This is a genomic window from Pseudomonas sp. B14(2022) (assembly GCF_012030485.1).
GTDB lineage: Bacteria > Pseudomonadota > Gammaproteobacteria > Pseudomonadales > Pseudomonadaceae > Aquipseudomonas.
Genome location: NZ_JAAUVM010000001.1, coordinates 487,599 through 513,800, shown reverse-complemented (window position 1 = coordinate 513,800; position 26,202 = coordinate 487,599). Strand labels below are relative to the sequence as shown.

25 protein-coding genes are annotated in these 26,202 nt (G+C 59.0%); 18 read left to right on the top strand and 7 right to left on the bottom strand.

Annotated elements, in window-relative coordinates:
- The first annotated feature begins 125 nt into the window (after window positions 1-125).
- The 4 genes from metG to HCF10_RS02410 all read left to right on the top strand — a co-directional run bounded on the left by metG (window position 126) and on the right by HCF10_RS02410 (window position 4,321).
- Window positions 126-2,177 (top strand): methionine--tRNA ligase, encoded by a 2,052-nt coding sequence (gene metG / locus HCF10_RS02425; protein WP_167654817.1) that lies wholly within the window; start codon window positions 126-128, stop codon window positions 2,175-2,177.
- Between the two features lie 114 nt (window positions 2,178-2,291).
- Entirely contained in the window at window positions 2,292-3,254 is a 963-nt protein-coding gene (gene rsxB, locus HCF10_RS02420) for an electron transport complex subunit RsxB (protein ID WP_167654816.1), read from the top strand.
- A gap of 138 nt (window positions 3,255-3,392) precedes the next feature.
- A complete protein-coding gene (nth, locus tag HCF10_RS02415; RefSeq protein WP_167654815.1) occupies window positions 3,393-4,031 on the top strand; it encodes an endonuclease III in 639 nt (212 codons plus the stop codon).
- Between the two features lie 107 nt (window positions 4,032-4,138).
- Window positions 4,139-4,321 (top strand): PA3496 family putative envelope integrity protein, encoded by a 183-nt coding sequence (locus HCF10_RS02410; RefSeq protein WP_090408779.1) that lies wholly within the window; start codon window positions 4,139-4,141, stop codon window positions 4,319-4,321.
- Between the two features lie 84 nt (window positions 4,322-4,405).
- On the opposite strand, the gene HCF10_RS02405 is transcribed toward HCF10_RS02410, so the two are convergent.
- The 3 genes from HCF10_RS02405 to HCF10_RS02395 all read right to left on the bottom strand — a co-directional run bounded on the left by HCF10_RS02405 (window position 4,406) and on the right by HCF10_RS02395 (window position 7,886).
- The gene (locus tag HCF10_RS02405; RefSeq protein WP_027604587.1) at window positions 4,406-5,038 is read right to left on the bottom strand and encodes a response regulator transcription factor; all 633 of its coding nucleotides are present in this window, start codon (window positions 5,036-5,038) and stop codon (window positions 4,406-4,408) included.
- A gap of 592 nt (window positions 5,039-5,630) precedes the next feature.
- Window positions 5,631-6,848 carry an argininosuccinate synthase gene (locus HCF10_RS02400; protein ID WP_012722490.1) on the bottom strand — a complete coding sequence of 406 codons (1,218 nt, stop codon included), beginning with the start codon at window positions 6,846-6,848 and terminating at the stop codon, window positions 5,631-5,633.
- Between the two features lie 129 nt (window positions 6,849-6,977).
- A complete protein-coding gene (locus HCF10_RS02395; RefSeq protein WP_145335128.1) occupies window positions 6,978-7,886 on the bottom strand; it encodes a flagellar protein MotY in 909 nt (302 codons plus the stop codon).
- A gap of 156 nt (window positions 7,887-8,042) precedes the next feature.
- Here HCF10_RS02395 and pyrC point away from each other — a divergent pair, with 156 nt between their 5' ends.
- Window positions 8,043-9,089 (top strand): dihydroorotase, encoded by a 1,047-nt coding sequence (pyrC, locus tag HCF10_RS02390; RefSeq protein WP_131697372.1) that lies wholly within the window; start codon window positions 8,043-8,045, stop codon window positions 9,087-9,089.
- Entirely contained in the window at window positions 9,086-9,757 is a 672-nt protein-coding gene (gene rnt, locus HCF10_RS02385; protein ID WP_078740972.1) for a ribonuclease T, read from the top strand. Before pyrC ends, rnt begins: the two co-directional genes overlap by 4 nt.
- 66 nt (window positions 9,758-9,823) lie before the next feature.
- Here rnt and HCF10_RS02380 read toward each other — a convergent pair whose 3' ends face one another.
- Entirely contained in the window at window positions 9,824-10,426 is a 603-nt protein-coding gene (locus HCF10_RS02380) for a peroxiredoxin (RefSeq protein ID WP_003172097.1), read from the bottom strand.
- Window positions 10,427-10,670: 244 nt separating this feature from the next.
- Here HCF10_RS02380 and HCF10_RS02375 point away from each other — a divergent pair, with 244 nt between their 5' ends.
- Both HCF10_RS02375 and bfr read left to right on the top strand, forming a co-directional pair.
- Window positions 10,671-10,889, top strand: a complete 219-nt coding sequence (locus HCF10_RS02375; RefSeq protein WP_078740971.1) for a bacterioferritin-associated ferredoxin — start codon at window positions 10,671-10,673, stop codon at window positions 10,887-10,889.
- 200 nt (window positions 10,890-11,089) lie between these two features.
- Window positions 11,090-11,560 (top strand): bacterioferritin, encoded by a 471-nt coding sequence (gene bfr, locus HCF10_RS02370; RefSeq protein WP_012722487.1) that lies wholly within the window; start codon window positions 11,090-11,092, stop codon window positions 11,558-11,560.
- Window positions 11,561-11,629: 69 nt separating this feature from the next.
- Here bfr and grxD read toward each other — a convergent pair whose 3' ends face one another.
- Window positions 11,630-11,968, bottom strand: a complete 339-nt coding sequence (grxD, locus tag HCF10_RS02365; RefSeq protein WP_027604591.1) for a Grx4 family monothiol glutaredoxin — start codon at window positions 11,966-11,968, stop codon at window positions 11,630-11,632.
- A gap of 86 nt (window positions 11,969-12,054) precedes the next feature.
- Entirely contained in the window at window positions 12,055-14,163 is a 2,109-nt protein-coding gene (locus HCF10_RS02360) for a molybdopterin oxidoreductase family protein (RefSeq protein ID WP_167654814.1), read from the bottom strand.
- Window positions 14,164-14,594: 431 nt separating this feature from the next.
- Here HCF10_RS02360 and argF point away from each other — a divergent pair, with 431 nt between their 5' ends.
- Together argF and HCF10_RS02350 are read left to right on the top strand one after the other, a co-directional pair.
- Window positions 14,595-15,515: an ornithine carbamoyltransferase gene (argF, locus tag HCF10_RS02355; protein ID WP_131697374.1), complete on the top strand. Its 921-nt coding sequence runs from the start codon at window positions 14,595-14,597 to the stop codon at window positions 15,513-15,515.
- Window positions 15,512-16,621 carry an ABC transporter ATP-binding protein gene (locus tag HCF10_RS02350; protein ID WP_131697375.1) on the top strand — a complete coding sequence of 370 codons (1,110 nt, stop codon included), beginning with the start codon at window positions 15,512-15,514 and terminating at the stop codon, window positions 16,619-16,621. Before argF ends, HCF10_RS02350 begins: the two co-directional genes overlap by 4 nt.
- Before the next feature lie 63 nt (window positions 16,622-16,684).
- Here the strand turns inward: HCF10_RS02350 and ybaK are convergent, their stop codons facing one another.
- Window positions 16,685-17,155 carry a Cys-tRNA(Pro) deacylase gene (gene ybaK, locus HCF10_RS02345; RefSeq protein ID WP_167654880.1) on the bottom strand — a complete coding sequence of 157 codons (471 nt, stop codon included), beginning with the start codon at window positions 17,153-17,155 and terminating at the stop codon, window positions 16,685-16,687.
- A gap of 326 nt (window positions 17,156-17,481) precedes the next feature.
- Between ybaK and HCF10_RS02340 the strand changes: the two genes are divergently transcribed.
- From HCF10_RS02340 to HCF10_RS02305, 8 genes are all read left to right on the top strand, one after another.
- On the top strand, window positions 17,482-18,336 hold the full coding sequence (locus HCF10_RS02340; RefSeq protein WP_167654813.1) for an MIP/aquaporin family protein: 855 nt from the start codon (window positions 17,482-17,484) through the stop codon (window positions 18,334-18,336).
- 77 nt (window positions 18,337-18,413) lie between these two features.
- The gene (gene glpK / locus HCF10_RS02335) at window positions 18,414-19,919 is read left to right on the top strand and encodes a glycerol kinase GlpK (RefSeq protein WP_145335138.1); all 1,506 of its coding nucleotides are present in this window, start codon (window positions 18,414-18,416) and stop codon (window positions 19,917-19,919) included.
- Window positions 19,920-20,014: 95 nt separating this feature from the next.
- Window positions 20,015-20,770 carry a DeoR/GlpR family transcriptional regulator gene (locus tag HCF10_RS02330; RefSeq protein ID WP_027604598.1) on the top strand — a complete coding sequence of 252 codons (756 nt, stop codon included), beginning with the start codon at window positions 20,015-20,017 and terminating at the stop codon, window positions 20,768-20,770.
- A gap of 235 nt (window positions 20,771-21,005) precedes the next feature.
- Window positions 21,006-22,544 (top strand): glycerol-3-phosphate dehydrogenase, encoded by a 1,539-nt coding sequence (gene glpD, locus HCF10_RS02325; protein WP_145335140.1) that lies wholly within the window; start codon window positions 21,006-21,008, stop codon window positions 22,542-22,544.
- 314 nt (window positions 22,545-22,858) lie between these two features.
- Window positions 22,859-23,785: a glutamate/aspartate ABC transporter substrate-binding protein gene (locus HCF10_RS02320; protein ID WP_090408822.1), complete on the top strand. Its 927-nt coding sequence runs from the start codon at window positions 22,859-22,861 to the stop codon at window positions 23,783-23,785.
- 194 nt (window positions 23,786-23,979) lie between these two features.
- Window positions 23,980-24,726: an amino acid ABC transporter permease gene (locus tag HCF10_RS02315; protein ID WP_024073702.1), complete on the top strand. Its 747-nt coding sequence runs from the start codon at window positions 23,980-23,982 to the stop codon at window positions 24,724-24,726.
- Window positions 24,726-25,397, top strand: coding sequence for an amino acid ABC transporter permease (locus tag HCF10_RS02310; RefSeq protein ID WP_131697380.1), 672 nt, complete (start codon window positions 24,726-24,728; stop codon window positions 25,395-25,397). The genes HCF10_RS02315 and HCF10_RS02310 overlap by 1 nt, the downstream gene beginning before the upstream one ends.
- The gene (locus HCF10_RS02305; RefSeq protein ID WP_131697381.1) at window positions 25,394-26,128 is read left to right on the top strand and encodes an amino acid ABC transporter ATP-binding protein; all 735 of its coding nucleotides are present in this window, start codon (window positions 25,394-25,396) and stop codon (window positions 26,126-26,128) included. The genes HCF10_RS02310 and HCF10_RS02305 overlap by 4 nt, the downstream gene beginning before the upstream one ends.
- The last annotated feature ends 74 nt before the right edge of the window (window positions 26,129-26,202 follow it).

Sequence of the window (26,202 nt, the reverse complement as noted above, 5' to 3'; positions counted from 1 at the left end):
CGTTCCAGCGGCGTTACGGCACGCTTTCGCAGATGCAGAAGATTCTGAAACAGCGCCACGGGGTGAAATAAATTTCCCGGCGCTTTATAGTGGCCGACCTCCGTTTCATCAAGTAGCCGAGCCCCATGTCCGAGCCACGCAAGATCCTCGTCACCAGCGCCCTGCCCTATGCCAATGGTTCCATCCATCTTGGCCATATGCTTGAGTACATCCAGACCGATATGTGGGTGCGCTTCCAGAAGCATCGCGGCAATCAATGCATCTATGTCTGCGCAGACGACGCCCACGGTTCGGCCATCATGCTGCGCGCCGAAAAGGAAGGGATCACCCCGGAACAACTGATCGCCAATGTGCAGGCTGAACACAGCGCCGACTTTGCCGAGTTCCTGGTGGATTTCGACAATTTCCATTCGACCCATTCCGAAGAAAACCGTGAGCTGTCGAGCCAGATCTACCTGCGGTTGAAAGACGCCGGGCACATTGCCACGCGCTCGATCACGCAGTATTTCGACCCGGAAAAGAAAATGTTCCTGGCCGACCGCTTCATCAAGGGCACCTGCCCGAAATGCGGCACTGAAGACCAGTACGGCGACAACTGCGAGAAGTGCGGTGCCACCTATGCCCCCACCGACCTGAAGGATCCTAAGTCGGCGATCTCCGGCGCCACACCGGTGCTCAAGGATTCCCAGCACTTCTTCTTCAAGCTCCCGGATTTCCAGCAGATGCTGCAAACCTGGACCCGCAGCGGCACCCTGCAGGACGCCGTGGCGAACAAGATCGCCGAATGGCTGGACGCAGGCCTGCAGCAGTGGGACATCTCCCGCGATGCGCCGTACTTCGGCTTCGAGATCCCTGGCGAGTCCGGCAAATACTTCTATGTGTGGCTGGACGCGCCGATCGGCTACATGGCCAGCTTCAAGAACCTCTGCGACCGCACGCCGGAGCTGGACTTCGACGCGTTCTGGAGCAAGGACTCCACCGCCGAGCTGTACCACTTCATCGGCAAGGACATCGTCAATTTCCACGCCCTGTTCTGGCCAGCCATGCTCGAAGGTTCGGGCTACCGCAAGCCCACCGGCATCGCCGTACATGGCTACCTGACGGTCAACGGCCAGAAGATGTCCAAGTCCCGTGGCACCTTTATCAAGGCACGCACTTATCTGGATCACCTGTCGCCGGAATATCTGCGCTACTACTACGCCTCCAAGCTGGGCCGTGGTGTGGACGACCTCGACCTGAACCTGGAAGACTTCGTACAAAAGGTCAATTCGGACCTGGTCGGCAAGGTGGTCAACATCGCCAGCCGTTGCGCCGGGTTTATTCACAAGGGCAACGCGGGCCTGCTGGTGGCCGAGAATGCCGCGCCGGAACTGACCGACGCGTTCCTGGCTGCCGCGCCAAGCATCGCGGACGCCTATGAAGCCCGCGACTTCGCCCGCGCCATGCGCGAGATCATGGGCCTGGCTGACCGCGCCAACGCCTGGATTGCCGACAAGGCCCCCTGGTCGCTGAACAAGCAGGAAGGCAAGCAGGCTGAGGTCCAGGCGATCTGCGCCACCGGCGTCAACCTGTTCCGCCAGTTGGTGATCTTCCTCAAGCCGGTGCTGCCGTTGCTGGCCGCCGACGCCGAGGCGTTCCTCAATGTCGCGCCGCTGACCTGGAACGACCACGCCACCTGGCTCAGCAACCATCAGTTGAACGAATTCAAGCCTTTGATGACCCGTATCGACCCAGTCAAGGTCCAGGCCATGACCGACGCATCGAAAGAAGACCTGGCCGCCAGCCAGACCGATACCGGCGAATCGAAACCGACCGGTAACGGCGAGCTGGCCAAGGACCCGATTTCTCCGGAAATCGACTTTGACGCCTTTGCTGCCGTGGACCTGCGTGTGGCGCTGATCATCAAGGCCGAAGCAGTGGAAGGTGCGGACAAGCTGCTGCGCCTCACACTGGATATTGGTGACGAACAACGCAACGTGTTCTCCGGGATCAAGAGCGCTTATCCGGACCCGTCCAAGCTCGATGGTCGCCTGACCATGATGATTGCCAACCTCAAGCCGCGGAAAATGAAGTTCGGCATCTCCGAAGGCATGGTGATGGCGGCAGGCCCTGGCGGCGAAGAGATCTACCTGCTGAGCCCGGACAGTGGCGCCAAGCCGGGTCAACGTATCAAGTAAGCCCTGCAAAACAGCCCTGTCGTTTCTGCGACGGGGCTTTTCAGCTAGTCCCCCTTTCTCGCTTGCCGGATAATCAGACCCTGTTTGTTCAACCGGCACGCCAATGATCACTCCATGAATCTGATTCAACGTATCGACGCGCTGCTGCCGCAGACACAATGCGGCAAGTGCGGGCACCCGGGCTGCAAGCCTTACGCCGAAGGTATCGCGCGCGGCGAGGCGATCAACAAGTGTCCGCCCGGAGGACAGGAGACCATCGCTGGCCTTGCGCTATTGCTGCGTGTGCCGGTTCTGGAACTGGACACCAGCCGCGGGGAAGCGCCGGCCCAGGCCGCCTACATCCGCGAGGCCGAATGCATCGGCTGCACCAAATGCATCCAGGCCTGCCCGGTGGACGCGATTGTCGGCGCCGCCAAGTTGATGCACACCGTTATCATCGATGAGTGCACCGGTTGCGACCTGTGTGTCGCGCCCTGCCCTGTCGACTGCATTGAGATGCGCCCACTGGCCACAGGGCTGCCGATCGTTGGCGGCCTGGCAGCGAACGAAAACGAGCGCCGTGAACGAGGCTTCAAGCGCGACCGTGCCCGGCAACGCTTTGAACAACGCAATGCGCGCCTGCGACGGGAAGAAGAACACAGGATTGCCCAACGTTTGGCGCGGGCCCAGCGCTCAGCGCCAGTGCCCCCCTTGCCACTTGACGCAGTGCGGGCCACCCAGGATGCGGCGGTAAAAAAAGCCAAGATCAATGTGGCCATGAGCCGCGCCCAATTGCACAAATCCTTGAAGGCTTTTGGGCACCCGCCGACCTTTGACCAGCAATCCCAGCTGATCGCCCTGCAACAGCAGTTCGAGGCAGCGGAGCAGGTATTGGCAGCCTTGGACCAGCATCACACACCCGCGACACCGCTGCCTGCCGTCAACAACCCCGACCTCAAGCGCGCCAAAATCCAACTGGCGATGCGCCGAGCCGAGTTGAAGAAAGCCCTGGATCAACAGGCTGATCCGCAACAATTGGCCGACGCGCAACACAAGCTCGATGACGCGCAGCGCCAAGTAGACGCCCATGGTGCATGACTGAATAATCCTGGGGGTTGTTACGGTCCATCGCCGACACCACATTGATATCCGTCGGGTTGATCCCGCTCGCAGGCTCCCAGGCCTGGCCCCATTATTCGAAACTACGCTGACCGCCCGAAAGGAAGCCTGAACCCCATGAACGCCGCAAAACGCCTGGAAATTTTCCGCAGGCTTCACGAAGACAATCCGGAGCCCAAGACCGAACTGGCCTACTCCTCGCCGTTCGAGTTATTGATTGCAGTGATCCTGTCGGCCCAATCCACGGACGTCGGCGTCAACAAGGCCACGGCCAAGCTTTACCCCGTGGCAAACACGCCAGAGGCGATTTATGCCTTGGGTGTGGATGGGTTATCGGAGTACATCAAGACCATCGGCCTGTACAACAGTAAGGCCAAGAATGTCATCGAGACCTGCCGCTTGCTGATAGAACGGCATGACAGCGAAGTGCCACAAACCCGCGAAGCGCTGGAAGCCCTGCCGGGGGTGGGCCGCAAAACCGCCAACGTGGTGCTCAACACCGCATTCCGGCAATTGACCATGGCCGTGGACACCCACATTTTTCGGGTCAGTAACCGAACCGGCGTAGCCCGTGGCAAGAACGTGGTCGAAGTGGAAAAGCAGCTGATGAAGTTCGTGCCCAAGCCATACCTGCTCGACTCTCACCACTGGCTGATCCTGCACGGGCGCTATGTTTGCCAGGCCCGCAAGCCGCGCTGCGGCAGCTGTCGCATCGAAGACCTTTGCGAATATAAGGACAAGACATCCGACGATTGAGGGTTCATTGGTTTTCTCGATCAGCCGATTGAAAAAATCTTTTTTACCCATTCATGGATTATCGTTATAAGGAGCGCCAACGGCAGTCTTACTCCGGAGTTAACGTTATGAGCACTGACAAAGAACAGTTGGACGTAGAAGACGACCTCGTTGAGTCGGAGGACGATGGCGCAGAGGCACCTGTGGCAGAGGTCGCCAAGACCAATCTGAGCAAACGCCGTACTATCGACAACCTTCTGGAAGAACGACGCTTGCAAAAACAACTGGCCGACTACGATTTCGACCTCTAATCAAGCGGTCGACGGCCGAAAGCCTCCCTGACGGAGGCTTTTTTCTGCCGGTTACGCGGCCTGTGTGCAGTGCTGTGCCCTCACCTATACCAAGCCGTTACGCTGGGCCAACTCGATCAGGTCCACGAGAGAGCGGGCATTGAGCTTGAGCAGCAGACGAGTCTTGTAGGTGCTGACGGTCTTGTTGCTGAGAAACATACCGTCGGCAATCTCCTTGTTGGTTCTGCCCCGAGCCAATTGCTGCAACACCATCATCTCCCGGCCCGACAGACGCTCGACCATATCGGCCTCACTGGCATTGCCCATGGTGGAGCGTACCGAGTTGAGTGCCTGGTTTGGAAAATAGCTGTAGCCCGACAAAACCGCCTTGATCGCACTCAGCAACTCGGTCAGGTCCTGTTGCTTGCACACATAGCCAGCAGCGCCCGCCTGCATACAACGCATGGAAAAGTGACCTGGGGCCTGGGAGGTGAGCACCAGGACCTTGAACGGTACAGCCTGTTTGGTAGACGAAAGCCGGCAAATAACTTCCAGGCCATCGAGTTTGGGAATCCCAATATCCAGTATGACAATGTCCGGCATATGCTCCCGCGCAAGTTGCAACGCATCGACACCGTTATTGGTCTCGGCAACGACCTCATAACCATGACGTTCCATTAGCATACGCACAGCAAGACGAATGACGGGATGATCATCCACGATCAGCACTTTATTCATGAGAAAGTCCAATTTCGCTGTTCGAATTATTTAGAGCAAACACAATAGCCTAGTCGTTTCCTAGTTGGCATAGCGTTCCCCCCCGAGCAACAGCAAGCAGAGACCCACCCCACAACGATAAAGGAAATCCCCTACAAAAAAACACCGATTCGGATGTTTCCAGTTTTATGGAGCCTTTCAGAACTTTCCGGGGCATCACATATTTTGAGTGAAATTTCCAGAGTCCCCAGGGGATAAGGTAAACGTGCCGTACGCAACTATCAGGAAATGCCCCTTGCCTGGCGACTGCAGGTGCCGGAGCTGGCAGAGAAAAATCGGTAGTTTCAGTTCCATTTAACATATTTACTTACATCCTTATTTCCTACAGAATTTTTGACTTCTTACGTACTCCTCGCATCTATATGAGTGAATTATCTGTAAGACTGGTTCCTACATAAATGATAAAAAATCATTCACCCGACAAAAAAACCAGCGACCCGATAAGTTGGAGCACTGATTAAACAAGTTTAAACAACGTGGACTTATTAAAAATCTCCAGGCAAAAAAAATGGCCCCTTGAACAAGGGGCCATTTTTTACAACAGGCTAAACACTCAGAACAACGAACGGCCTTTGTTGGCAGCAATGCGCATGCGCAATGCATTCAACTTGATAAAGCCCGCTGCGTCGGCCTGGTTATAGGCGCCGCCATCTTCTTCGAAGGTGGCGATGTTGGCGTCGAACAGCGAGTCATCGGATTTGCGGCCGGTAACGATCACATTGCCCTTGTACAACTTCAGACGCACAACGCCGTTCACGTGGGCCTGGGAAGCGTCGATCATCTGTTGCAGCATCAGACGCTCAGGGCTCCACCAGTAGCCGGTATAGATCAGGCTGGCGTACTTGGGCATCAGCTCGTCTTTGAGGTGAGCCACTTCACGGTCCAGGGTGATGGATTCGATGGCGCGGTGGGCACGCAGCATGATGGTGCCACCGGGGGTTTCGTAGCAGCCACGGGACTTCATGCCCACATAGCGGTTCTCGACGATGTCGAGGCGGCCGATGCCGTGTTCGCCACCGATACGGTTCAGGGTCGCCAATACAGTGGCCGGGGTCATTTCCACGCCGTCCAGCGCGACGATGTCGCCGTTGCGGTAGGTCAGTTCCAGGTACTGCGGCTTGTCTGGAGCGTTCTCCGGGGAGACGGTCCATTTCCACATGTCTTCTTCGTGCTCGGTCCAGGTGTCTTCCAGCACGCCGCCTTCATAGGAGATGTGCAGCAGGTTGGCGTCCATCGAGTACGGGGACTTCTTCTTGCCATGACGCTCGATCGGGATCGCGTGCTTTTCAGCGTAATCCATCAGCTTTTCACGGGACAGCAGGTCCCATTCACGCCAAGGGGCAATCACTTTCACGCCGGGCTTGAGCGCGTAGGCACCCAGTTCGAAACGCACCTGGTCGTTGCCCTTGCCGGTAGCGCCATGGGAAATGGCATCAGCGCCGGTTTCGTTGGCGATTTCGATCAGGCGCTTGGCGATCAGCGGACGTGCGATGGAAGTACCCAGCAGGTACTCGCCTTCGTAGACGGTGTTGGCGCGAAACATCGGGAAGACGAAATCGCGGACGAACTCTTCGCGCAGGTCGTCAATGTAGATCTCTTTCACGCCCATGGCTTGCGCCTTGGCACGTGCAGGTTCGACCTCTTCGCCCTGACCCAGGTCAGCGGTGAAGGTCACCACTTCACAGTTATAAGTATCCTGCAGCCACTTGAGGATCACCGAAGTGTCCAGGCCGCCGGAATACGCGAGAACGACCTTGTTTACGTCGGCCATGCCATCACTCCACGGGGTTTTACGGAAAGGCGTCGATTCTACCGATCAAAACCGTGGATTTACAGGGGCGCGACAGCAAATGAAGATAAAGCGACAGATTATGTCGAGCGAGCGACCGGTGGTCGCACGTTACGAAGTGTGCGCAGGGTTGCTCGGGCCAGTGACCTGGGGGGCCGGCTTCTCGGGGGCAGCCACACGTTCGAGCTGAATATTCACACGGCGGTTACGGGCCCGGTTGGCGGCAGTAGTGTTGGGCGCCAAGGGGTAACTTTCGCCATGGAACCGCAGGGTGATCTGGGACTCCGGGATACCGTTGGCCTTGAAGTAGTCCATCACCGCCAGCGCGCGACGGCGGGAAACATCACGGTTGCTCAGGCGATTGCCGCTGTTGTCCGAGTGACCGTTCAACTCGATATGGTTGACGGTCGGGTCCGCCTTCATGAATTCGAGAATCACCGCCAGCTTCTGCTTCGCCGCAGCGTCCAACTCGATGCCGCCACCGGGGAAGCCCACTTCGGTCTGCTTGACCTGATCGTAATTCATCGGCAGCAATTTGGCCGTGCACAGCTGATAGTCGCTGTAGGCCTTGTTGAATTTCACCGGCAGCAGGCGAATCTCTGAATAGCCACCCTCGCGTCCATAGTGCCGCACAGTGGGCGAGCGTCCATCGAGCAACCCGTTGAAAAGACGCCCGGCCTGGGCCTGAGAGCTATTGAAGAGCACATCACCGCTGCCGGCACGTACGGCACCGAGATTGATGTCACCCCGACCGGGCTGCCAGGGGGCAGCGGCGGCCAACAAGGTGGCCGACCCTGCACCCAGCGATCCGTTATAGGCTTTCAGACGAAACGTCGCCTGCTCGCCGGCCCGGCGCACGAACTCACCCGAACCGAAGTCGGTGATCGGCTGGGTCAGGCGGCACTCGAACTTGTCCCCCTCTACCTTCCACTCAATGTTCTCCAGACGTGTCTGGAACGTAAGGGCCATCGCAGGCAGGCTGGCGAACACACTGAGCAAGGCTAGATAATGCTGGCGCACGGGAGGCTCCACTGGTTTCTACAACACTTCAAAGCGTCATACATCGATAAGGCATACGAAAGGCTATCGGATGCATCCCGCAAAACTTGATAGCGAGTGCCTGCAAGAGTCTTTTCCGGTAGCATTCCCACCAGATTGACCCGCCTGGAATCCCCAATGTCCGACCGCCTGACCCTGCTGCGTCCCGACGACTGGCATATTCATCTTCGCGATGGTGCTGCGTTGCCCCAAACCGTGGCCGATGTAGCGCGTACGTTTGGCCGCGCCATCATCATGCCTAACCTGGTACCACCGGTGCGTAACGCCGCCGAAGCCGACGCCTATCGCCAGCGTATCCTCGCTGCACGGCCGGCCGGCAGCCGCTTCGAACCGTTGATGGTGCTCTACCTCACCGACCGTACCCAACCTTCCGAGATCCGTGAGGCCAAGGCCAGCGGCTTCGTGCACGCCGCCAAGCTGTACCCGGCCGGCGCAACCACCAACTCCGACTCCGGCGTGACCAGCATCGACAAGATCCTGCCCGCCATCGAAGCCATGGCCGAAGTCGGCATGCCGCTGCTGATCCACGGTGAAGTCACCCGTGGTGATGTGGACGTGTTCGATCGCGAGAAGATTTTCATCGACGAGCATATGCGCCGTGTGGTCGAGCTGTTCCCGACCCTCAAGGTGGTGTTCGAGCACATCACCACGGCCGATGCCGTGCAGTTCGTCACCGAGGCCTCGACCAACGTCGGCGCGACCATCACCGCTCATCACCTGCTGTACAACCGCAACCACATGCTGGTGGGCGGGATTCGGCCGCACTTCTATTGCCTGCCGATCCTCAAGCGCAATACCCACCAGGTGGCCTTGCTGGATGCTGCGACCAGCGGTAATCCGAAGTTTTTCCTCGGCACCGACTCTGCGCCCCACGCTCAGCACGCCAAGGAAGCCGCATGCGGTTGTGCCGGTTGCTACACCGCGTTCGCCGCCATCGAGTTGTATGCCGAAGCGTTCGAACAGCGCAACGCCCTGGATAAACTCGAAGGTTTCGCCAGCCTCAATGGCCCGCGTTTCTACGGCCTGCCAGCGAATACCGACCGCATTACCCTGGTCCGTGAAGACTGGACCGCCCCTGCCAGCCTGCCGTTTGGCGAGCTGACCGTTATCCCGCTGCGCGCCGGTGAAACACTGCGCTGGCGCCTGCTGGAGGAAAGCAAGTGAGTGAAGACCATTACGATGACGAACACGAGCACAGTGGTGGCGGCTCCCGCCACCCGATGGCCGAGCGGTTTCGCGGCTATCTGCCGGTTGTCATCGACGTAGAAACCGGTGGTTTCAACTGCGCCACCGACGCCCTGCTGGAAATCGCCGCGACCACCATTGGCATGGACGAACAGGGCTTTGTGTTCCCGGAGCACACCCACTTCTTCCGCGTCGAGCCGTTTGAAGGCGCGAACATCGAAGCAGCGGCCCTGGAATTCACCGGGATCAAGCTCGACCACCCACTGCGCATGGCAGTCAGTGAGGAAGCGGCGCTGACCGATATCTTCCGTGGCGTACGCAAGGCCTTGAAGGCCAATGGCTGCAAGCGCGCGATCCTGGTCGGGCATAACAGCAGCTTCGACCTGGGCTTCCTCAACGCCGCCGTGACGCGGTTGGACATGAAGCGTAACCCGTTCCACCCGTTCTCCAGTTTCGACACCGCCACCCTCGCCGGCCTGGCCTATGGCCAGACCGTATTGGCCAAGGCCTGCCAGGCGGCCGGTATCGACTTCGACGGTCGCGAAGCCCACTCGGCCCGCTACGACACCGAGAAGACGGCCGAATTGTTCTGCGGCATCGTCAACCGCTGGAAACAAATGGGCGGCTGGGAAGACTTCGGCGACTGAGGTCAAATCCCACCCATAAAAAAACCGGCCTTCTCAGGCCGGTTTTTTTTGTCCCGCGAATCTGGCTTACAGCTTGCCAGCGTTCTCGGTCAGGTAAGCCGCAACGCCTTCTGGCGAAGCGTTCATGCCCTTGTCGCCTTTTTTCCAATTGGCAGGGCAGACTTCGCCGTGCTCTTCGTGGAATTGCAGGGCGTCGACCAGACGGATCAGCTCTTCCATGTTACGGCCCAGTGGCAGGTCGTTGATGATCTGGGAGCGTACAACGCCCTTGTCGTCGATCAGGAACGCGCCACGGAAAGCCACGCCGCCTTCGGACTCAACGTCGTAGGCCTTGGCGATGTCGTGCTTCATGTCGGCTGCCATGGTGTATTTGACTTTGCCGATGCCGCCATCGTTGATGGCAGTGTTGCGCCAGGCGTTATGGGTGAAATGGGAGTCGATGGAAACGGCAACCACTTCAACGTTACGCGCCTTGAAATCGTCCATGCGGTGGTCCAGAGCGATCAGCTCCGAAGGGCAGACGAAGGTGAAGTCCAGCGGGTAGAAGAACACCAGGCCGTATTTGCCTTTGATGGCTTCAGACAGTTTGAAGCTGTCAACGATTTCGCCATTGCCGAGCACGGCAGGTACGTCGAAATCCGGGGCTTGTTTGCCGACGAGTACGCTCATTGGGTATCTCCTGATGTAAAGGTGACGATTGAAGTAAAAGGACCGGCCCTGAGTCTGCCGCATTCAAGCGACAGCCCTGTGACGCAGTCACGCTTCGTGAAGACCGACCATCATACACTGAAAAAACCGTTCGTCAGCGTGAGGGCAACGCAGGCAAATACCCTACGAATCTACTTTGACAATCATTCTCGTTAACATTAAGATCCATCGCACTTAAGCCTTAAACCCGCGACGGTTCTCCCTTATGTATGTGTGCCTGTGTACTGGCGTCACCGACGGACAAATCCGCGAAGCGATCTACGAAGGTTGCTGCAGCTACAAGGAAGTACGTGAAACCACTGGCGTTGCCAGCCAGTGTGGTAAATGTGCTTGCCTCGCCAAGCAAGTGGTACGGGAAACCCTGACGCAGCTGCAAACAGCCCAGGCTGCGCTCCCCTACACAGCAGAATTTACACACGCATAATTGGCGTGTTTTAAAGAGCCGGACTTAGTGTCCGGTTTTTTTATGCCTTTAATTCAATTAGTTAGCGCCAAGACGCGGAACACAAACATTCTTATTCCGATTAATTTTCATTTATTATTCAATAACTTAGGTTTGACACTAGGGTTTTCGCCGCTCAAACTCCGCCTTATACACAGCTATTACAGGGCAGGACCCCAGTCATGAAAGGCGACATCTCAGTCATCCAGCAACTCAACAAAATCCTTGCCAATGAACTGGTCGCGATCAATCAGTACTTCCTGCATGCGCGCATGTACGACGATTGGGGCCTGGAAAAGCTTGGCAAGCGCGAATACAAAGAATCCATCAAGGCCATGAAGGACGCCGACGCGCTGATCAAGCGCATCCTGTTCCTGGAAGGGCTGCCGAACGTCCAGGACCTGGGCAAGCTGAACATCGGCGAGCACACCCAGGAAATGATCAGCAGCGACCTGGGTTTCGAGCGCAAGAGCCACAGCGACCTCAAGGCCGCCATTGCGCACTGCGAAACCAAAGGCGACTTCGGCAGCCGTGAACTGCTGGAAGACATCCTGGAAGACCAGGAAGAACATATCGACTGGCTTGAAACCCAACTGGGCCTGATCGACAAAGTCAGCCTGGAGAACTACCTGCAATCGCAGATGGGCGAATAACCCCCTCGCTCACAGGTACAAAAAAGCCCCGCTCTCTCACGAGAAGCGGGGCTTTTTATTGCAGGCGAATCAAGCGTCGGTCTTGGCCGCCGCGTTTGCCGCTGCATCTTTGATCAACGCCTGCAACGAACCATCAGCTGCCATTTCAGTGATGATATCGCTACCGCCGACCAGTTCACCGGCTACCCACAGTTGTGGGAACGTAGGCCAGTTGGCGTACTTCGGCAGGTTGGCGCGGATTTCCGGGTTTTGCAGAATATCCACGTAAGCGAACTTCTCGCCACACTGCATCACAGCCTGGGAAGCCTTCGCGGAGAAACCGCACTGAGGAGCGTTAGGTGCGCCCTTCATGTAAAGCAGAATGGTGTTGTTGGCAATCTGCTCTTTGATCGTTTCGATGATATCCATGGAACACCTCGGCTGGAACTTTGCGACTCACAGGTCGGCACGGTGGCGCATTGTAACGCAAAATTCCAACGCGGTGCTCGGGCGCCTTATGCGGCAGCGACTTGGACCGGTACGCCATTCAATGCCGCATTGCCCGATAACTCATCCAATTGCCGCTCGTCGGTCAAGTCATTGGCGCTCGCCCCCGGTAGCTCGCTGGCGATGGTCATCTGCACGCCCGGACGGCCGTGGCCCCAACCATGGGGCAGGCTGACGACGCCGGGCATCATGTCCAGGCTGGCGACCACCTCCACCTCGATCATGCCGATACGTGAACTGACGCGCACCCGCTGCCCATCTGCCAACTGGCGACTGGCCAGGTCGTCGGGATGCATATGCAGCTGGTGCCGAGGCTTCCCCTTCACCAGCCGGTGATAGTTATGCATCCAGGAATTATTACTGCGCACATGGCGACGGCCGATCAGCAGCAACTCGCCAGCCACCGGCATCGGCTGCGCCGCAAAGCGCGCCAGATCCGCCAGAATCACTGCCGGTGCTGCCTGCACTTTGCCATCCACGGTTTTCAAGCGCGCGGCAAGATTGGGCTTGAGCGGCCCCAGGTCCATGCCATGAGGATGATCCGCCAGCTTCGCCACCGACAACTTATGGCTCGACGCATCACCATAAGCACCGGCGCGCAACCCGAAGTCGATCATTTGCGCAGGCGGCATGGTTGGCTTGAGCGCCATACCGGTCTGCGCAGCGAATGCCGTGGCCAGGCCGACAAAAATCTCCCAGTCATGCAGCGCCCCCTCAGGCTTGGGCAGGATCGCGCGATTGAAACGTGTGACATTGCGCACGGCGAACATATTGAACGTGGTGTCGTAGTGGTCGTTTTCCAGTGCCGACGTGGAGGGCAGGATCAGATCGGCATAACGCGTGGTCTCGTTGATATAGAGGTCGACGCTGACCATGAACTCCAAGCCGTCCAGCGCCTGCTCCAACTGGCGGCCATTGGGAGTCGACAGCACCGGGTTGCCCGCCACCGTCACCAGCGCACGGATCTGTCCTTCGCCGCCGGTGAGCATTTCTTCTGCCAATGCAGACACTGGCAACTCGCCACCGTACTCCGGGCGCCCGGACACGCGACTCTGCCAGCGATTGAAATGCCCGCCACCGGTAGACGCGACCAAATCCACCGCCGGACTGGTGCATAACGCACCGCCCTCGCGGTCGAGGTTACCGGTGACCAGGTTGATCAACTGCACGAGCCAATGACACAGCGTGCCGAACGCCTGGGTCGACACCCCCATACGCCCGTAGCACACCGCTTTATTCGCAGCAGCGAAATCCCGCGCCAACTGGCGGATCTGCCCGGCAGGCACTGCACACTGGCGACTCATGGCTTCGGCGGTAAAACCGGCAATTGCACGACGCACCTCCTCAAGGCCTTCTACCGGCAAATGACTGTCGCGCGTCAGGTTCTCGGTAAACAGCGTATTGAGTACCCCGAACAGCAGCGCCGCATCCCCACCAGGCCGCACGAACAGGTGCTGATCAGCGATCGCCGCCGTCTCACTGCGCCGAGGATCGACCACCACTACTTTGCCACCCCGGGCCTGGATGGCCTTGAGGCGCTTCTCCACATCGGGCACGGTCATGATGCTGCCATTGGAGGCCAACGGGTTGCCGCCCAGAATCAGCATGAAGTCGGTGTGGTCGATGTCCGGAATCGGCAGCAACAGGCCGTGGCCGTACATCAGGTGGCTGGTGAGGTGATGGGGCAACTGGTCAACGGAGGTGGCAGAAAACCGGTTGCGCGTCTTGAGCAGGCCCAGGAAGTAGTTACTGTGGGTCATCAGCCCATAGTTGTGCACGCTGGGGTTGCCCTGGTACACCGCCACCGCATTCTGCCCATGCCGCGCCTGGATGCCCGCCAGCCGCTCGGCGACCAGGGCAAACGCCTCATCCCACGGGATGGGCTGCCATTCGCTGCCCACCCGCAACATGGGCTGATGCAGGCGGTCAGGATCATTCTGGATGTCCTGCAACGCCACAGCCTTCGGGCAGATGTGGCCACGGCTGAAGCTGTCCAGCGCGTCGCCCTTGATCGAGGTGATCGCCAGGCTGCCGTCTTCGGCTTGGGTGGTTTCCAGGGTCAGGCCACAAATGGCTTCACACAGATGGCATGCACGGTGGTGGAGAGTCTTGGTCATGGCCAGTCTCTTTATTGGGCTTTGGCCTGACTATGGGCCGTGACCCTGACAGGCACCAGCATCGTTAGTCCTGTGAATCGAGAGCCATCAAGCCAGGCCATGAGCAAACATGAGCAAATGTTACAGAACCTGTAATCAACCCCTGAAACCGACGCAGCCTGGCCCAAGCCCGCCCCCGCGCATTGCAAAAGGTTGCGGCGTCAGTGTACAAATGGCCCGCTGCTGTCTGGAAATCGTCTTCAAAAGCGCTAGCGCGCCCGTCTGAACATCCGTAAAAACCGTAGCCCTATTGGTAAGACGCGACATTTAATTATAAGATCGCGCCTTCCCCTATTTCGTCGCCCCGTGCGGCTTTCGCCGCAGGTCTCGCCCGTTGTCACAATAAACAAGGCTTTGAGTATCTGCGGTCTGTTGCAAAAAGGTAGTTAATGATGAGCGCAAGGCACTTTCTCTCCCTGATGGATTGCACGCCCGAAGAGCTGGTCAGCGTGATCCGTCGAGGCATTGAGCTTAAAGACCTGCGTAACCGCGGCGTACTGTTCGAGCCTTTGAAAAACCGCGTGCTCGGGATGATTTTCGAGAAGTCGTCGACCCGCACTCGCCTGTCCTTCGAAGCCGGCATGATCCAGTTGGGTGGCCAGGCCATCTTCCTGTCGCCGCGTGACACCCAACTGGGCCGTGGCGAGCCGATCAGCGACTGCGCGATCGTCATGTCGCGCATGCTCGATGCGGTGATGATCCGCACCTTTGCCCACAGCACCCTGACCGAATTCGCCGCCTACTCCCGCGTGCCAGTGATCAATGGCCTGTCCGATGACCTGCACCCGTGCCAGTTGCTGGCGGACATGCAGACCTTCCTTGAGCACCGTGGCTCGATACAAGGCAAGACCGTGGCCTGGATCGGTGACGGCAACAACATGTGCAACAGCTATATAGAAGCGGCGATTCAGTTCGACTTCCACCTGCGCATTGCCTGCCCGGAAGGCTTCGAGCCGGCTGCCGAGTTCCTGGCCAAGGCCGATGGCCGCGTGCAAATCCTGCGCGATCCAAAGGATGCAGTGATCGGCGCGCACCTGGTCAGCACCGACGTCTGGACCTCGATGGGCCAGGAAGACGAAACGGCCAAGCGTCTCGCTATGTTCGCTCCCTATCAGGTTACGCGGGAACTGCTCGACCTGGCCGCGCCCGATGTACTGTTCATGCACTGTCTGCCGGCACACCGTGGCGAAGAGATCAGCCTCGACCTGCTCGACGACACGCGCTCCGTGGCTTGGGACCAGGCCGAAAACCGCCTGCATGCCCAGAAGGCCCTGCTCGAATTCCTCGTCGAGCCGGCGTACCACCACGCATGAGCCAGCCCTTACTGCTGAACTTGCGCAATCTGGCATGCGGCTATCAGGATCAACGGGTGGTGCAGAACCTCAATCTGCACCTCAACGCCGGCGATATCGGTTGCCTGCTCGGTTCTTCGGGCTGCGGCAAAACCACAACGTTGCGGGCGATTGCCGGATTTGAGCCGGTGCACGAAGGCGAAATCAGCCTCGCCGGCGAAGTGATCTCCAGCGCCGGTTTTACTCTGGCACCGGAGAAACGTCGCATCGGCATGGTGTTCCAGGACTACGCGCTGTTTCCCCACCTCAGCGTGGCCGACAACATCGCCTTCGGCATTCGCAAACACCCGCAAAAAGACCGCGTGGTCGCCGAACTGCTGGAATTGGTCAACCTGAAGAACCTGGGCAAGCGATTCCCCCACGAACTGTCGGGCGGCCAACAGCAACGCGTCGCCCTCGCCCGCGCCCTGGCGCCGGAGCCACAACTGTTGCTGCTGGACGAGCCGTTCTCCAACCTCGACGGCGAACTGCGGCGCAAGCTCAGCCACGAGGTACGCGATATCCTCAAGGCGCGGGGCACCAGTGCGATCCTGGTCACCCATGACCAGGAAGAGGCGTTCGCCGTGAGTGATCACGTCGGAGTCTTCAAGGAAGGCCGCCTGGAGCAGTGGGACACGCCCTACAACCTCTATCACGAACCACTGACGCCTTATGTCGCCAGCTTTATTGGGCAGGGCTATTTCATCCGCGGCCAATTAAGTTCGCCCGATTCCGTCCATACCGAACTGGGGGACCTGCGCGGTAACCGGGCCTACACCTGGCCTACGGGCGGTGCAGTTGACGTCTTGCTACGCCCGGACGACATCGTCTACGCGCCGGACAGCCCCTTGAAAGCGCGGATCGTCGGCAAGACCTTCCTCGGCGCGTCGACCTTGTACCGCCTGCAACTGCCGACCGGCGCGCAGCTGGAGTCGATTTTCCCGAGCCATGCCGACCATCAGGTGGGCGCCGAGGTGGGCATTCGCGTAGCCGCTGAACATTTGGTGCTGTTCCAGGCGTCAGGCAGCATCGCGGCGCAGGTGCCTCGATCCGAGTCCGGCGTACGGCGCTATAGCCCGGCTGGCTGAGTCGATGATCAACGTGTGGGAGGGGCTTGCCCCCTCCCACATTGGCTCTCCAGTGGCCAGGAATTACACCCGGCCAATTTCTGCAAATTTGGCCTGGGTATGTTCCGCCAGCACCGCGGCGGACAACTCCACCTCCAGCCCCCTTCTCCCCGCACTCACAAAAATTGTCGCAAACGGCTGCGCCGTCACGTCGATAAATGTGCGCAAACGCTTTTTCTGCCCCAGCGGGCTGATACCGCCCAGCAGGTAACCGGTAGAACGCTGCGCCGCGGCTGGATCCGCCATCTCGACTTTTTTTACCCCCGCCGCATGAGCAAGGGCTTTGAGGTCCAGACTTCCGACGACCGGCACCACGGCCACCAATAATTCGCCTTTCTCACTGCTGGCCAGCAAGGTCTTGAACACCTGCGCCGGGTCGAGGCCCAATTTTTCTGCGGCCTCCAGGCCATAGGAGGCCGCCTTGGGGTCATGTTCATAACTGTGGATGCGATGTTCGGCGCGAACTTTTTTCAACAAATCCAATGCGGGGGTCATGACCTCTCCGGGCGTGGCAAAAAGATGGCCAATTCTAGGCCAAGCCCGCGCAAAACGCTCTAGTCCGCCCTCCCCGCCGACAAGACTTAACGCAGGGAGCGTGATCATTCATCAAACCAATAGTTCGAAAGTGACCAACAGTTCACTTTCGACCTTTGACAGCCGTCATTCTTGTCTATATTTTGTCGTTTCCGAATACTGTAGGAATACCTCTACAGAGTTCCAGCAGTAAGCCGTGCCTTGGATGGGGATCCTCGTCACGGTGAAAATCGCGCAACCGCCCGTTGAGGCCGTGCGCCAGACAAGAACAACAATCGAGGTTTTCCATGACAACTGCTCTTCAACAGCCTTCACTTTCAAGCCAATGCATGGCTGAGTTCCTGGGGACTGCGCTTCTGATCTTCTTCGGTACGGGATGTGTCGCTGCGCTCAAGGTCGCGGGTGCCAGCTTTGGGTTATGGGAAATCAGTATCATCTGGGGGATCGGCGTCAGCATGGCGATCTACCTGAGCGCCGGCATCTCCGGGGCTCACCTCAACCCAGCGGTGAGTATCGCCCTGTGTATTTTTGCGGATTTCGAAAAGCGCAAACTGCCCTTCTACATTCTTGCCCAAGTCGCCGGCGCCTTCTGCTCGGCCGCGCTGGTGTACACCCTCTACAGCAACCTGTTTTTCGATTACGAACAAACTCACCACATGGTCCGCGGCACCCAAGCCAGTCTGGAATTGGCGTCGGTATTCTCCACCTACCCTCACGCGCTGCTGAGCACCGCCCAGGCCTTCCTGGTGGAAATGGTCATTACCGCGATCCTGATGGGCGTGATCATGGCCCTTACCGATGACAACAACGGCCTGCCGCGCGGCCCGCTGGCCCCCCTGCTGATCGGACTGCTGATTGCGGTGATTGGCAGCGCCATGGGGCCGCTGACCGGTTTTGCGATGAACCCGGCGCGGGATTTCGGGCCCAAGCTGATGACCTTTTTCGCCGGCTGGGGTGAAATGGCCTTCACTGGCGGCCGCGATATTCCTTACTTCCTGGTTCCGATTTTCGCGCCGATTGTCGGCGCATGCCTCGGTGCTGCGGCCTATCGCGGGCTGATTGCCCGCCACTTGCCGAGCGCCGCACCTGCTATAGCTGAAACAACTGACACGGCTGTCAACGGCAAGACTCGTATTTCCTGAAAGCGCCAGCCTGGTCCTCTGCCCTTTGCGGCCCAGGCTGATTTCTGACTTCCTTATTTCCGTGCAAGGCAATCAATATGACCGACCTTCAGAATAAGAACTACATCATTGCCCTTGACCAGGGCACCACCAGTTCCCGGGCGATCATCTTTGATCGTGACGCCAACGTGGTCTGCACCGCCCAGCGTGAATTCACGCAGCACTACCCACAGGCTGGCTGGGTCGAACATGACCCGATGGAAATCTTCGCCACCCAGAGCGCGGTGATGGTAGAAGCCCTGGCACAAGCCGGCCTGCACCATGACCAGGTCGCCGCCATCGGTATCACCAACCAGCGTGAAACCACCGTGGTATGGGACAAGGTCACCGGCCGTCCGATCTACAACGCCATCGTCTGGCAGTGCCGCCGCAGCACCGAGATCTGCCAGCAGCTCAAGCGCGACGGTCACGAGCAATACATCAACGACACCACCGGCCTGGTCACCGACCCGTACTTCTCCGGCACCAAGCTCAAGTGGATCCTCGATAACGTCGAAGGCAGCCGCGAGCGCGCGCGCAACGGCGAGTTGCTGTTCGGCACCATCGACAGCTGGCTGATCTGGAAATTTACCGGCGGCAAGACCCACGTCACCGACTACACCAACGCCTCGCGCACCATGCTCTTCAACATCCACACCCTGGAGTGGGATGCGAAGATGCTGGAGATCCTCGACGTTCCGCGGGAAATGCTGCCGGAAGTGAAGTCTTCCTCCGAGATCTACGGCCGCACCAAAAGCGGCATCGCCATCGGCGGTATCGCCGGTGACCAGCAAGCGGCGCTGTTCGGCCAGATGTGCGTGGAGGCCGGCCAGGCCAAGAACACCTACGGCACCGGCTGCTTCCTGCTGATGAACACCGGTGATAAAGCGGTGAAATCCAAGCACGGCATGCTCACCACCATCGCCTGTGGCCCGCGTGGCGAAGTGGCGTATGCGCTGGAAGGCGCGGTGTTCAACGGTGGCTCCACCGTGCAATGGCTGCGGGACGAGCTGAAAATCATCGCCGATGCCACCGACACCGAATACTTCGCCGGCAAGGTCAAGGACAGCAACGGCGTGTACCTGGTGCCGGCCTTCACCGGCCTGGGCGCCCCGTACTGGGACCCGTATGCCCGTGGCGCACTGTTTGGCCTGACCCGCGGCGTACGCGTGGATCACATTATTCGTGCCGCTTTGGAGTCAATTGCCTACCAGACCCGCGACGTACTCGACGCCATGCAACAGGACTCGGGCGAACGTCTCAAGGCCCTGCGCGTAGACGGCGGCGCGGTGGCCAACAACTTCCTGATGCAGTTCCAGGCCGATATCCTCGGTACCCAGGTCGAACGTCCGCAAATGCGTGAAACCACGGCACTCGGCGCCGCTTACCTGGCGGGCCTGGCCTGTGGCTTCTGGAGCAGCCTGGACGAGTTGCGCGGCAAGGCCGTGATCGAGCGCGAATTCGAACCGCAACTGGAAGAAACCGCCAAAGAGAAACTCTACGCCGGCTGGCAAAAAGCGGTAAGCCGCACCCGTGACTGGGAACCGCACGAAGGCGCCGAATAAGCCACGCGCTGGACCCATATTGGGTTGTAACTGGCAGGGAGCAGATTCCTGCGTCATCATGGGCCACTTTTGTATGGCAGCCCAAAGGACGCCCCATGAATCTGCCTCCCCGCCAGCAGCAAATCCTCGAACTGGTCCGCGAACGCGGCTACGTGAGTATCGAGGAAATGGCGCAGCTATTCGTTGTCACCCCGCAAACCATCCGCCGCGACATCAACCAGCTGGCGGACGCCAATCTGCTGCGCCGCTACCACGGCGGCGCGGCCTATGACTCCAGTGTCGAGAACACCGCGTACGCCATGCGTGCCGACCAGATGCGCGATGAGAAACAACGCATCGGCGAAGCCATCGCGGCACAAATCCCCGATCACGCCTCGCTGTTCATCAATATCGGCACCACCACCGAATCCATCGCCCGTGCGCTGCTCAACCACAACCACCTGAAAATCATCACCAACAACCTCAACGTCGCCACCATGCTCAGCGCCAAGGACGACTTCGATGTGTTGCTGACCGGCGGCAATGTGCGCCGTGACGGCGGCGTGGTGGGCCAGGCCAGTGTCGACTTCATCAACCAGTTCAAGGTCGACTTCGCGTTGGTGGGTATCAGCGGTATCGACGAGGACGGCAGCCTGCTGGACTTCGACTACCAGGAAGTCCGGGTTTCCCAGGCGATCATCGCCAATGCGCGCCAGGTGATCCTGGCGGCGGACTCGAGCAAATTCGGGCGCAATGCCATGATTCGACTCGGGCCGATCAGCCTGGTGGACTGCCTGGTGACGGATCAGGAGCCGGTGCCCGCCTTGGTGCAGTTGCTGAATCAGCACAAGGTTCGTCTGGAAGTCGTATAGCGCCTGCACTGACGCCATCGGGGGCGACGATTCGACTTGCCCCCGATGGCGGTTTATCCAGCGCTTTTTTCTCGAGCCTTGCCCAGGCTTATGTTCACAAATTTTCCTTTTCCCGCCCTTCGATGAGTTTTTTCAATCGAAGTCGGCTGGCTGTGGCCACGTTTATCAGCTACCATTTTCGAAAATGAACATTAATGTTCGATTTCCAATATGAAAAAGATCCCGAGGCCAGCCGATGAACCCTTCTACCTTGCCTGCTCCACCGCTTGCCGAAGTCTATGACGTTGCCGTAATCGGTGGCGGGATCAATGGCGTCGGCATTGCAGCAGACGCAGCCGGTCGCGGTTTGTCGGTATTCCTTTGCGAAAAGGACGACCTGGCCAGCCACACCTCCTCCGCCAGCAGCAAGCTGATCCACGGCGGCCTGCGCTACCTCGAACATTACGAATTCCGCCTGGTACGCGAAGCCCTGGCCGAACGTGAAGTGCTGCTGGCCAAGGCCCCGCACATCGTCAAGCAGATGCGCTTTGTCCTGCCACACCGCCCACACCTGCGCCCGGCGTGGATGATCCGTGCCGGCCTGTTCCTGTATGACCACCTGGGCAAGCGCGAGAAACTTGCTGGCTCCAAGAGCCTCAAGTTCGGCCCCGACAGCCCGCTGAAAAGCGAAATCACCAAAGGCTTCGAATACTCCGACTGCTGGGTCGACGACGCGCGCCTGGTGGTACTCAACGCCATGGCTGCCCGTGAAAAGGGTGCGCATATCCACACCCAGACCCGCTGCATCAGCGCCCATCGCAGCAATGGCATGTGGGACATGAACATGGAACGCGCCGATGGCAGCCTGTTCTCGATCCGCGCCCGCGCGCTGGTGAACGCCGCCGGCCCGTGGGTCGCCAAGTTCATCAGGGACGACCTGAAGCTGGACTCGCCCTACGGCATCCGCCTGATCCAGGGCAGCCACCTGATCGTGCCGAAGCTGTATGAAGGCGCCCACGCACACATCCTGCAGAACGAAGACCAGCGTATCGTCTTCACCATTCCGTACCTGAACCACCTGACCATCATCGGCACCACCGACCGCGAATACACCGGCGACCCGGCGAAAGTGGCGATCACCGAAGGTGAAACCGACTACATGCTCAAGGTGGTTAACGCGCACTTCAAGAAACAGCTGAGCCGCGACGACATCGTCCACACCTACTCGGGTGTGCGCCCACTTTGCAACGACGAGTCGGACAACCCGTCGGCCATCACCCGCGACTACACCCTGTCGCTGTCCGGTGGCGTGGGTGAGGCACCGATCCTGTCGGTGTTCGGCGGCAAGCTGACCACCTATCGCAAGCTCGCCGAATCGGCGATGGCGCAACTGGCCCCGTACTTCACCCAGATGCGTCCAAGCTGGACCGCCACCGCCAGCCTGCCCGGCGGCGAGGACATGACCACGCCAGAAGCCCTGGCCGAGGCCATTCGCAGCAAATTCGACTGGGTGCCGAGCGAGATCGCGCGCCGTTGGTCCACCACCTATGGCAGCCGCACCTGGCGCCTGCTGGAAGGCGTGCAATCGCTGGCTGACCTGGGCGAGCATCTGGGTGGCGGCCTGTACACCCGCGAGGTCGATTACCTGTGTGCCGAGGAATGGGTAACCCAGCCCCAGGACGTGCTGTGGCGCCGCACCAAACTCGGCCTGTTCACCACTCCGCAGGAACAGGACAACCTGCAGCGCTACCTGTCCAAGGTTGAGCAGAACCGCAGCAAGATCGAAGCGGCCTGACAGGCCCGTCGTACAAAAGCCCCTGCGCCGTAAGGCCCAGGGGCTTTTTTATGCCGGCCTTGGCATTCGGTTTTCCGAACGCCACAGGCAAGCCTATTCGGTTTGCCGGATCAAACAGTTACACATACGCTGCCACACAAATTTAATCTTTATATAAATCATACGGTTAACCTTTTGATCCGGGTCTGGCACGACTCATGCTCTACACTCTTTGACGATTGCCTGAAACGCCTTAGGAGCCGTCACGGGCATTCGCTGTACAAGAGAGCCGTCTAGCCGGCTTCATAAAAAAAACAAATGTCGAGGAAGTATTGATGCGCATCGTTCCCCATATCCTGGGCGCAGCTATCGCTGCTGCTCTGATCAGCACTCCAGTTTTTGCCGCCGAACTCACCGGCACGCTGAAGAAAATCAACGACTCCGGCACCATCACCCTCGGGCACCGCGACAGCTCCATTCCGTTTTCCTACATTGCGGATGGTTCGGGCAAACCTGTGGGCTACTCTCACGACATTCAGCTGGCCATCGTTGAAGCCCTGAAAAAAGACCTGAACAAACCCGATCTGCAGGCCAAGTACAACCTGGTCACCTCGCAGACCCGTATTCCGCTGGTTCAGAACGGCACCGTCGACATTGAGTGCGGTTCCACCACCAACAACGCCGAACGCGCTCAGCAAGTCGCCTTCACCACCAACATCTTCGAAATCGGCACCCGTCTGCTGGTCAAGAAAGACAAGGAAGGCAAGCCTAGCTACGCCGACTTCGCCGACCTGAAAGGCAAGAACGTCGTCACCACCGCCGGCACCACGTCCGAGCGCATCATCAAGGCGATGAACGCTGACAAGCAGATGGGCATGAACGTCATCTCCGCCAAAGACCACGGCGAGTCCTTCCAGATGCTGGAAAGCGGCCGTGCCGTAGCCTTCATGATGGACGACGCCCTGCTGGCCGGTGAAGAAGCCAAGGCCAAGAAGCCGGATGACTGGGTCATCACCGGTACTCCACAGTCCTTCGAAGCCTACGCGTGCATGGTTCGCAAAGAAGACCCTGCCTTCAAGAAAGCGGTAGATGACGCCATCGCGGGCCTGTACAAGTCCGGCGAAATCAACAAGATCTACGCCAAGTGGTTCGAAAGCCCGATCCCACCCAAAAACCTGAACCTGAACTTCCCAATGAGCGACAAGGTTAAGGAACTGATCAAGAACCCGACTGACAAGCCGGCGCCTGACGTAAAAATCTGATTTCTGACTAACCTTATCGCCTGAGGGAGCCAACCCTCCCTCAGGCGTCTGTTACTACCTGCTGGCTATACTTTGGAACACTCGACCTGGCGGTTTTCGAGCCGATCGTGTGTGCCTGGCGTTCATCGTCAGGCGGGAATGGACTTTCCCCAAGCGGGTGCTTGTACATCGATCGATCTCGAGGGGAGACCCTAATGAATTACAACTGGGACTGGGGCGTGTTCTTCAAGTCCACCGGCGTGGGCAGCGAGACTTATCTCGACTGGTACATCGCCGGCCTGGGCTGGACCATCGCCATCGCTGTCGTGGCATGGATTATCGCCTTGCTGCTGGGCTCCATTCTTGGGGTCATGCGCACTGTGCCAAACCGCCTCGTATCAGGCATCGCGACCTGCTACGTGGAACTGTTTCGTAACGTGCCGCTGCTGGTGCAGCTGTTCATCTGGTACTTCCTGATACCCGACCTGCTGCCGCAAAACCTGCAGGACTGGTACAAGCAGGACCTGAACCCGACCACCTCGGCCTACCTGAGCGTTGTCGTGTGCCTGGGCCTGTTCACCGCTGCCCGTGTGTGCGAGCAAGTGCGCACCGGTATCCAGGCGCTGCCACGCGGCCAAGAGGCCGCCGCGCGTGCCATGGGCTTCAAGCTGCCGCAGATCTACTGGAACGTGCTGCTGCCCCAGGCTTACCGGATCATCATTCCACCGCTTACCTCGGAATTCCTCAACGTCTTCAAGAACTCCTCCGTGGCGTCCTTGATCGGCCTGATGGAACTGCTGGCACAAACCAAACAGACCGCCGAGTTCTCGGCCAACCTGTTTGAAGCCTTCACCCTGGCCACGCTGATCTACTTCACCCTGAACATGAGCCTGATGCTGCTGATGCGCGTGGTCGAGAAGAAAGTCGCCGTGCCCGGCCTGATCTCCGTGGGGGGTAAATAATGGAACTCGATTTCAGCGGCATCATCCCCGCCATCCCAGGCCTGTGGAACGGCATGGTCATGACCTTGAAGCTGATGGTCATGGGCGTGATCGGCGGTATCGCGCTGGGTACGATCCTCGCACTGATGCGCCTGTCGTCAAACAAACTGCTGTCCCGGGTGGCCGGCGCCTATGTGAACTACTTCCGCTCGATCCCACTGCTGCTGGTGATCACCTGGTTCTACCTGGCGGTGCCGTTCGTGTTGCGCTGGATCACTGGCGAAGACACACCGATCGGCGCGTTCGCCTCCTGCGTCGTGGCGTTCATGATGTTCGAAGCCGCGTACTTCTGTGAGATCGTGCGGGCCGGCGTGCAGTCGATCCCCAAGGGCCAAATGGCGGCGGCACAGGCAATGGGCATGACCTATGGCCAGACCATGCGCCTGATCATCCTGCCCCAGGCGTTCCGCAAGATGACCCCGTTGCTGCTGCAACAGTCGATCATCCTGTTCCAGGACACCTCGCTGGTCTACACCGTGGGCCTGGTGGACTTCCTCAACTCCGCCCGCTCCAACGGCGACATCATCGGGCGCTCCAATGAGTTCCTGATCTTCGCCGGTGTCGTCTACTTCATCATCAGCTTTTCCGCCTCGCTGCTGGTCAAGCGTCTGCAAAAAAGGTTTGCCGTATGATCTCTATCAAGAACATCAACAAGTGGTATGGCGACTTCCAGGTGCTGACCGATTGCAGCACCGAGGTTAAAAAAGGCGAAGTGATCGTGGTGTGCGGGCCATCAGGCTCGGGCAAGTCCACCCTGATCAAGTGCGTCAACGCGCTGGAACCGTTCCAGAAAGGCGACGTGATCGTCGACGGCACGTCCATCGCCGATCCGAAGACCAACCTGCCGCAACTGCGTTCGCGCGTGGGCATGGTGTTCCAGCACTTCGAACTGTTCCCGCACCTGACCATCACCGAAAACCTGACCATCGCGCAGATCAAGGTGCTCGGCCGCAGCAAGGAAGAAGCCACCAAGAAAGGCCTGCAACTGCTTGAGCGCGTGGGCCTGTCGGAACACGCCCACAAGCACCCCGGCCAACTCTCTGGAGGTCAGCAACAACGCGTGGCCATTGCGCGTGCACTGGCCATGGACCCGATCGTCATGCTGTTCGACGAACCGACCTCGGCGCTGGACCCGGAAATGGTCAACGAAGTGCTGGACGTGATGGTGCAACTGGCCCAGGAAGGCATGACCATGATGTGCGTGACCCACGAAATGGGCTTTGCCCGCAAAGTGGCCGATCGCGTGATCTTCATGGACAAAGGCCAGATCATCGAAGACTGCCCGAAAGAGGAATTCTTCGGCGACGTCAGCGCCCGCTCCGAGCGCGCGCAGCACTTCCTTGAGAAAATCCTCCAGCACTAAGCACTCCATAGCGCCTACTGTAGAAACCGGGCCAATGTGGGAGGGGGCAGCCCCCTCCCGCATTGGACCGCACA

Excerpts from the sequence above, each read along its gene's own strand:
- metG (WP_167654817.1), top strand. The coding sequence starts at position 126 with ATGTCCGAGCCACGCAAGATCCTCGTCACCAGCGCCCTGCCCTATGCC.
- rsxB (WP_167654816.1), top strand. The coding sequence starts at position 2,292 with ATGAATCTGATTCAACGTATCGACGCGCTGCTGCCGCAGACACAATGC.
- nth (WP_167654815.1), top strand. The coding sequence starts at position 3,393 with ATGAACGCCGCAAAACGCCTGGAAATTTTCCGCAGGCTTCACGAAGAC.
- HCF10_RS02410 (WP_090408779.1), top strand. The coding sequence starts at position 4,139 with ATGAGCACTGACAAAGAACAGTTGGACGTAGAAGACGACCTCGTTGAG.
- HCF10_RS02405 (WP_027604587.1), bottom strand. The coding sequence starts at position 5,038 with ATGAATAAAGTGCTGATCGTGGATGATCATCCCGTCATTCGTCTTGCT.
- HCF10_RS02400 (WP_012722490.1), bottom strand. The coding sequence starts at position 6,848 with ATGGCCGACGTAAACAAGGTCGTTCTCGCGTATTCCGGCGGCCTGGAC.
- pyrC (WP_131697372.1), top strand. The coding sequence starts at position 8,043 with ATGTCCGACCGCCTGACCCTGCTGCGTCCCGACGACTGGCATATTCAT.
- HCF10_RS02380 (WP_003172097.1), bottom strand. The coding sequence starts at position 10,426 with ATGAGCGTACTCGTCGGCAAACAAGCCCCGGATTTCGACGTACCTGCC.
- HCF10_RS02375 (WP_078740971.1), top strand. The coding sequence starts at position 10,671 with ATGTATGTGTGCCTGTGTACTGGCGTCACCGACGGACAAATCCGCGAA.
- bfr (WP_012722487.1), top strand. The coding sequence starts at position 11,090 with ATGAAAGGCGACATCTCAGTCATCCAGCAACTCAACAAAATCCTTGCC.
- grxD (WP_027604591.1), bottom strand. The coding sequence starts at position 11,968 with ATGGATATCATCGAAACGATCAAAGAGCAGATTGCCAACAACACCATT.
- HCF10_RS02360 (WP_167654814.1), bottom strand. The coding sequence starts at position 14,163 with ATGACCAAGACTCTCCACCACCGTGCATGCCATCTGTGTGAAGCCATT.
- argF (WP_131697374.1), top strand. The coding sequence starts at position 14,595 with ATGAGCGCAAGGCACTTTCTCTCCCTGATGGATTGCACGCCCGAAGAG.
- HCF10_RS02350 (WP_131697375.1), top strand. The coding sequence starts at position 15,512 with ATGAGCCAGCCCTTACTGCTGAACTTGCGCAATCTGGCATGCGGCTAT.
- ybaK (WP_167654880.1), bottom strand. The coding sequence starts at position 17,155 with ATGACCCCCGCATTGGATTTGTTGAAAAAAGTTCGCGCCGAACATCGC.
- HCF10_RS02340 (WP_167654813.1), top strand. The coding sequence starts at position 17,482 with ATGACAACTGCTCTTCAACAGCCTTCACTTTCAAGCCAATGCATGGCT.
- glpK (WP_145335138.1), top strand. The coding sequence starts at position 18,414 with ATGACCGACCTTCAGAATAAGAACTACATCATTGCCCTTGACCAGGGC.
- HCF10_RS02330 (WP_027604598.1), top strand. The coding sequence starts at position 20,015 with ATGAATCTGCCTCCCCGCCAGCAGCAAATCCTCGAACTGGTCCGCGAA.
- glpD (WP_145335140.1), top strand. The coding sequence starts at position 21,006 with ATGAACCCTTCTACCTTGCCTGCTCCACCGCTTGCCGAAGTCTATGAC.
- HCF10_RS02320 (WP_090408822.1), top strand. The coding sequence starts at position 22,859 with ATGCGCATCGTTCCCCATATCCTGGGCGCAGCTATCGCTGCTGCTCTG.
- HCF10_RS02315 (WP_024073702.1), top strand. The coding sequence starts at position 23,980 with ATGAATTACAACTGGGACTGGGGCGTGTTCTTCAAGTCCACCGGCGTG.
- HCF10_RS02310 (WP_131697380.1), top strand. The coding sequence starts at position 24,726 with ATGGAACTCGATTTCAGCGGCATCATCCCCGCCATCCCAGGCCTGTGG.
- HCF10_RS02305 (WP_131697381.1), top strand. The coding sequence starts at position 25,394 with ATGATCTCTATCAAGAACATCAACAAGTGGTATGGCGACTTCCAGGTG.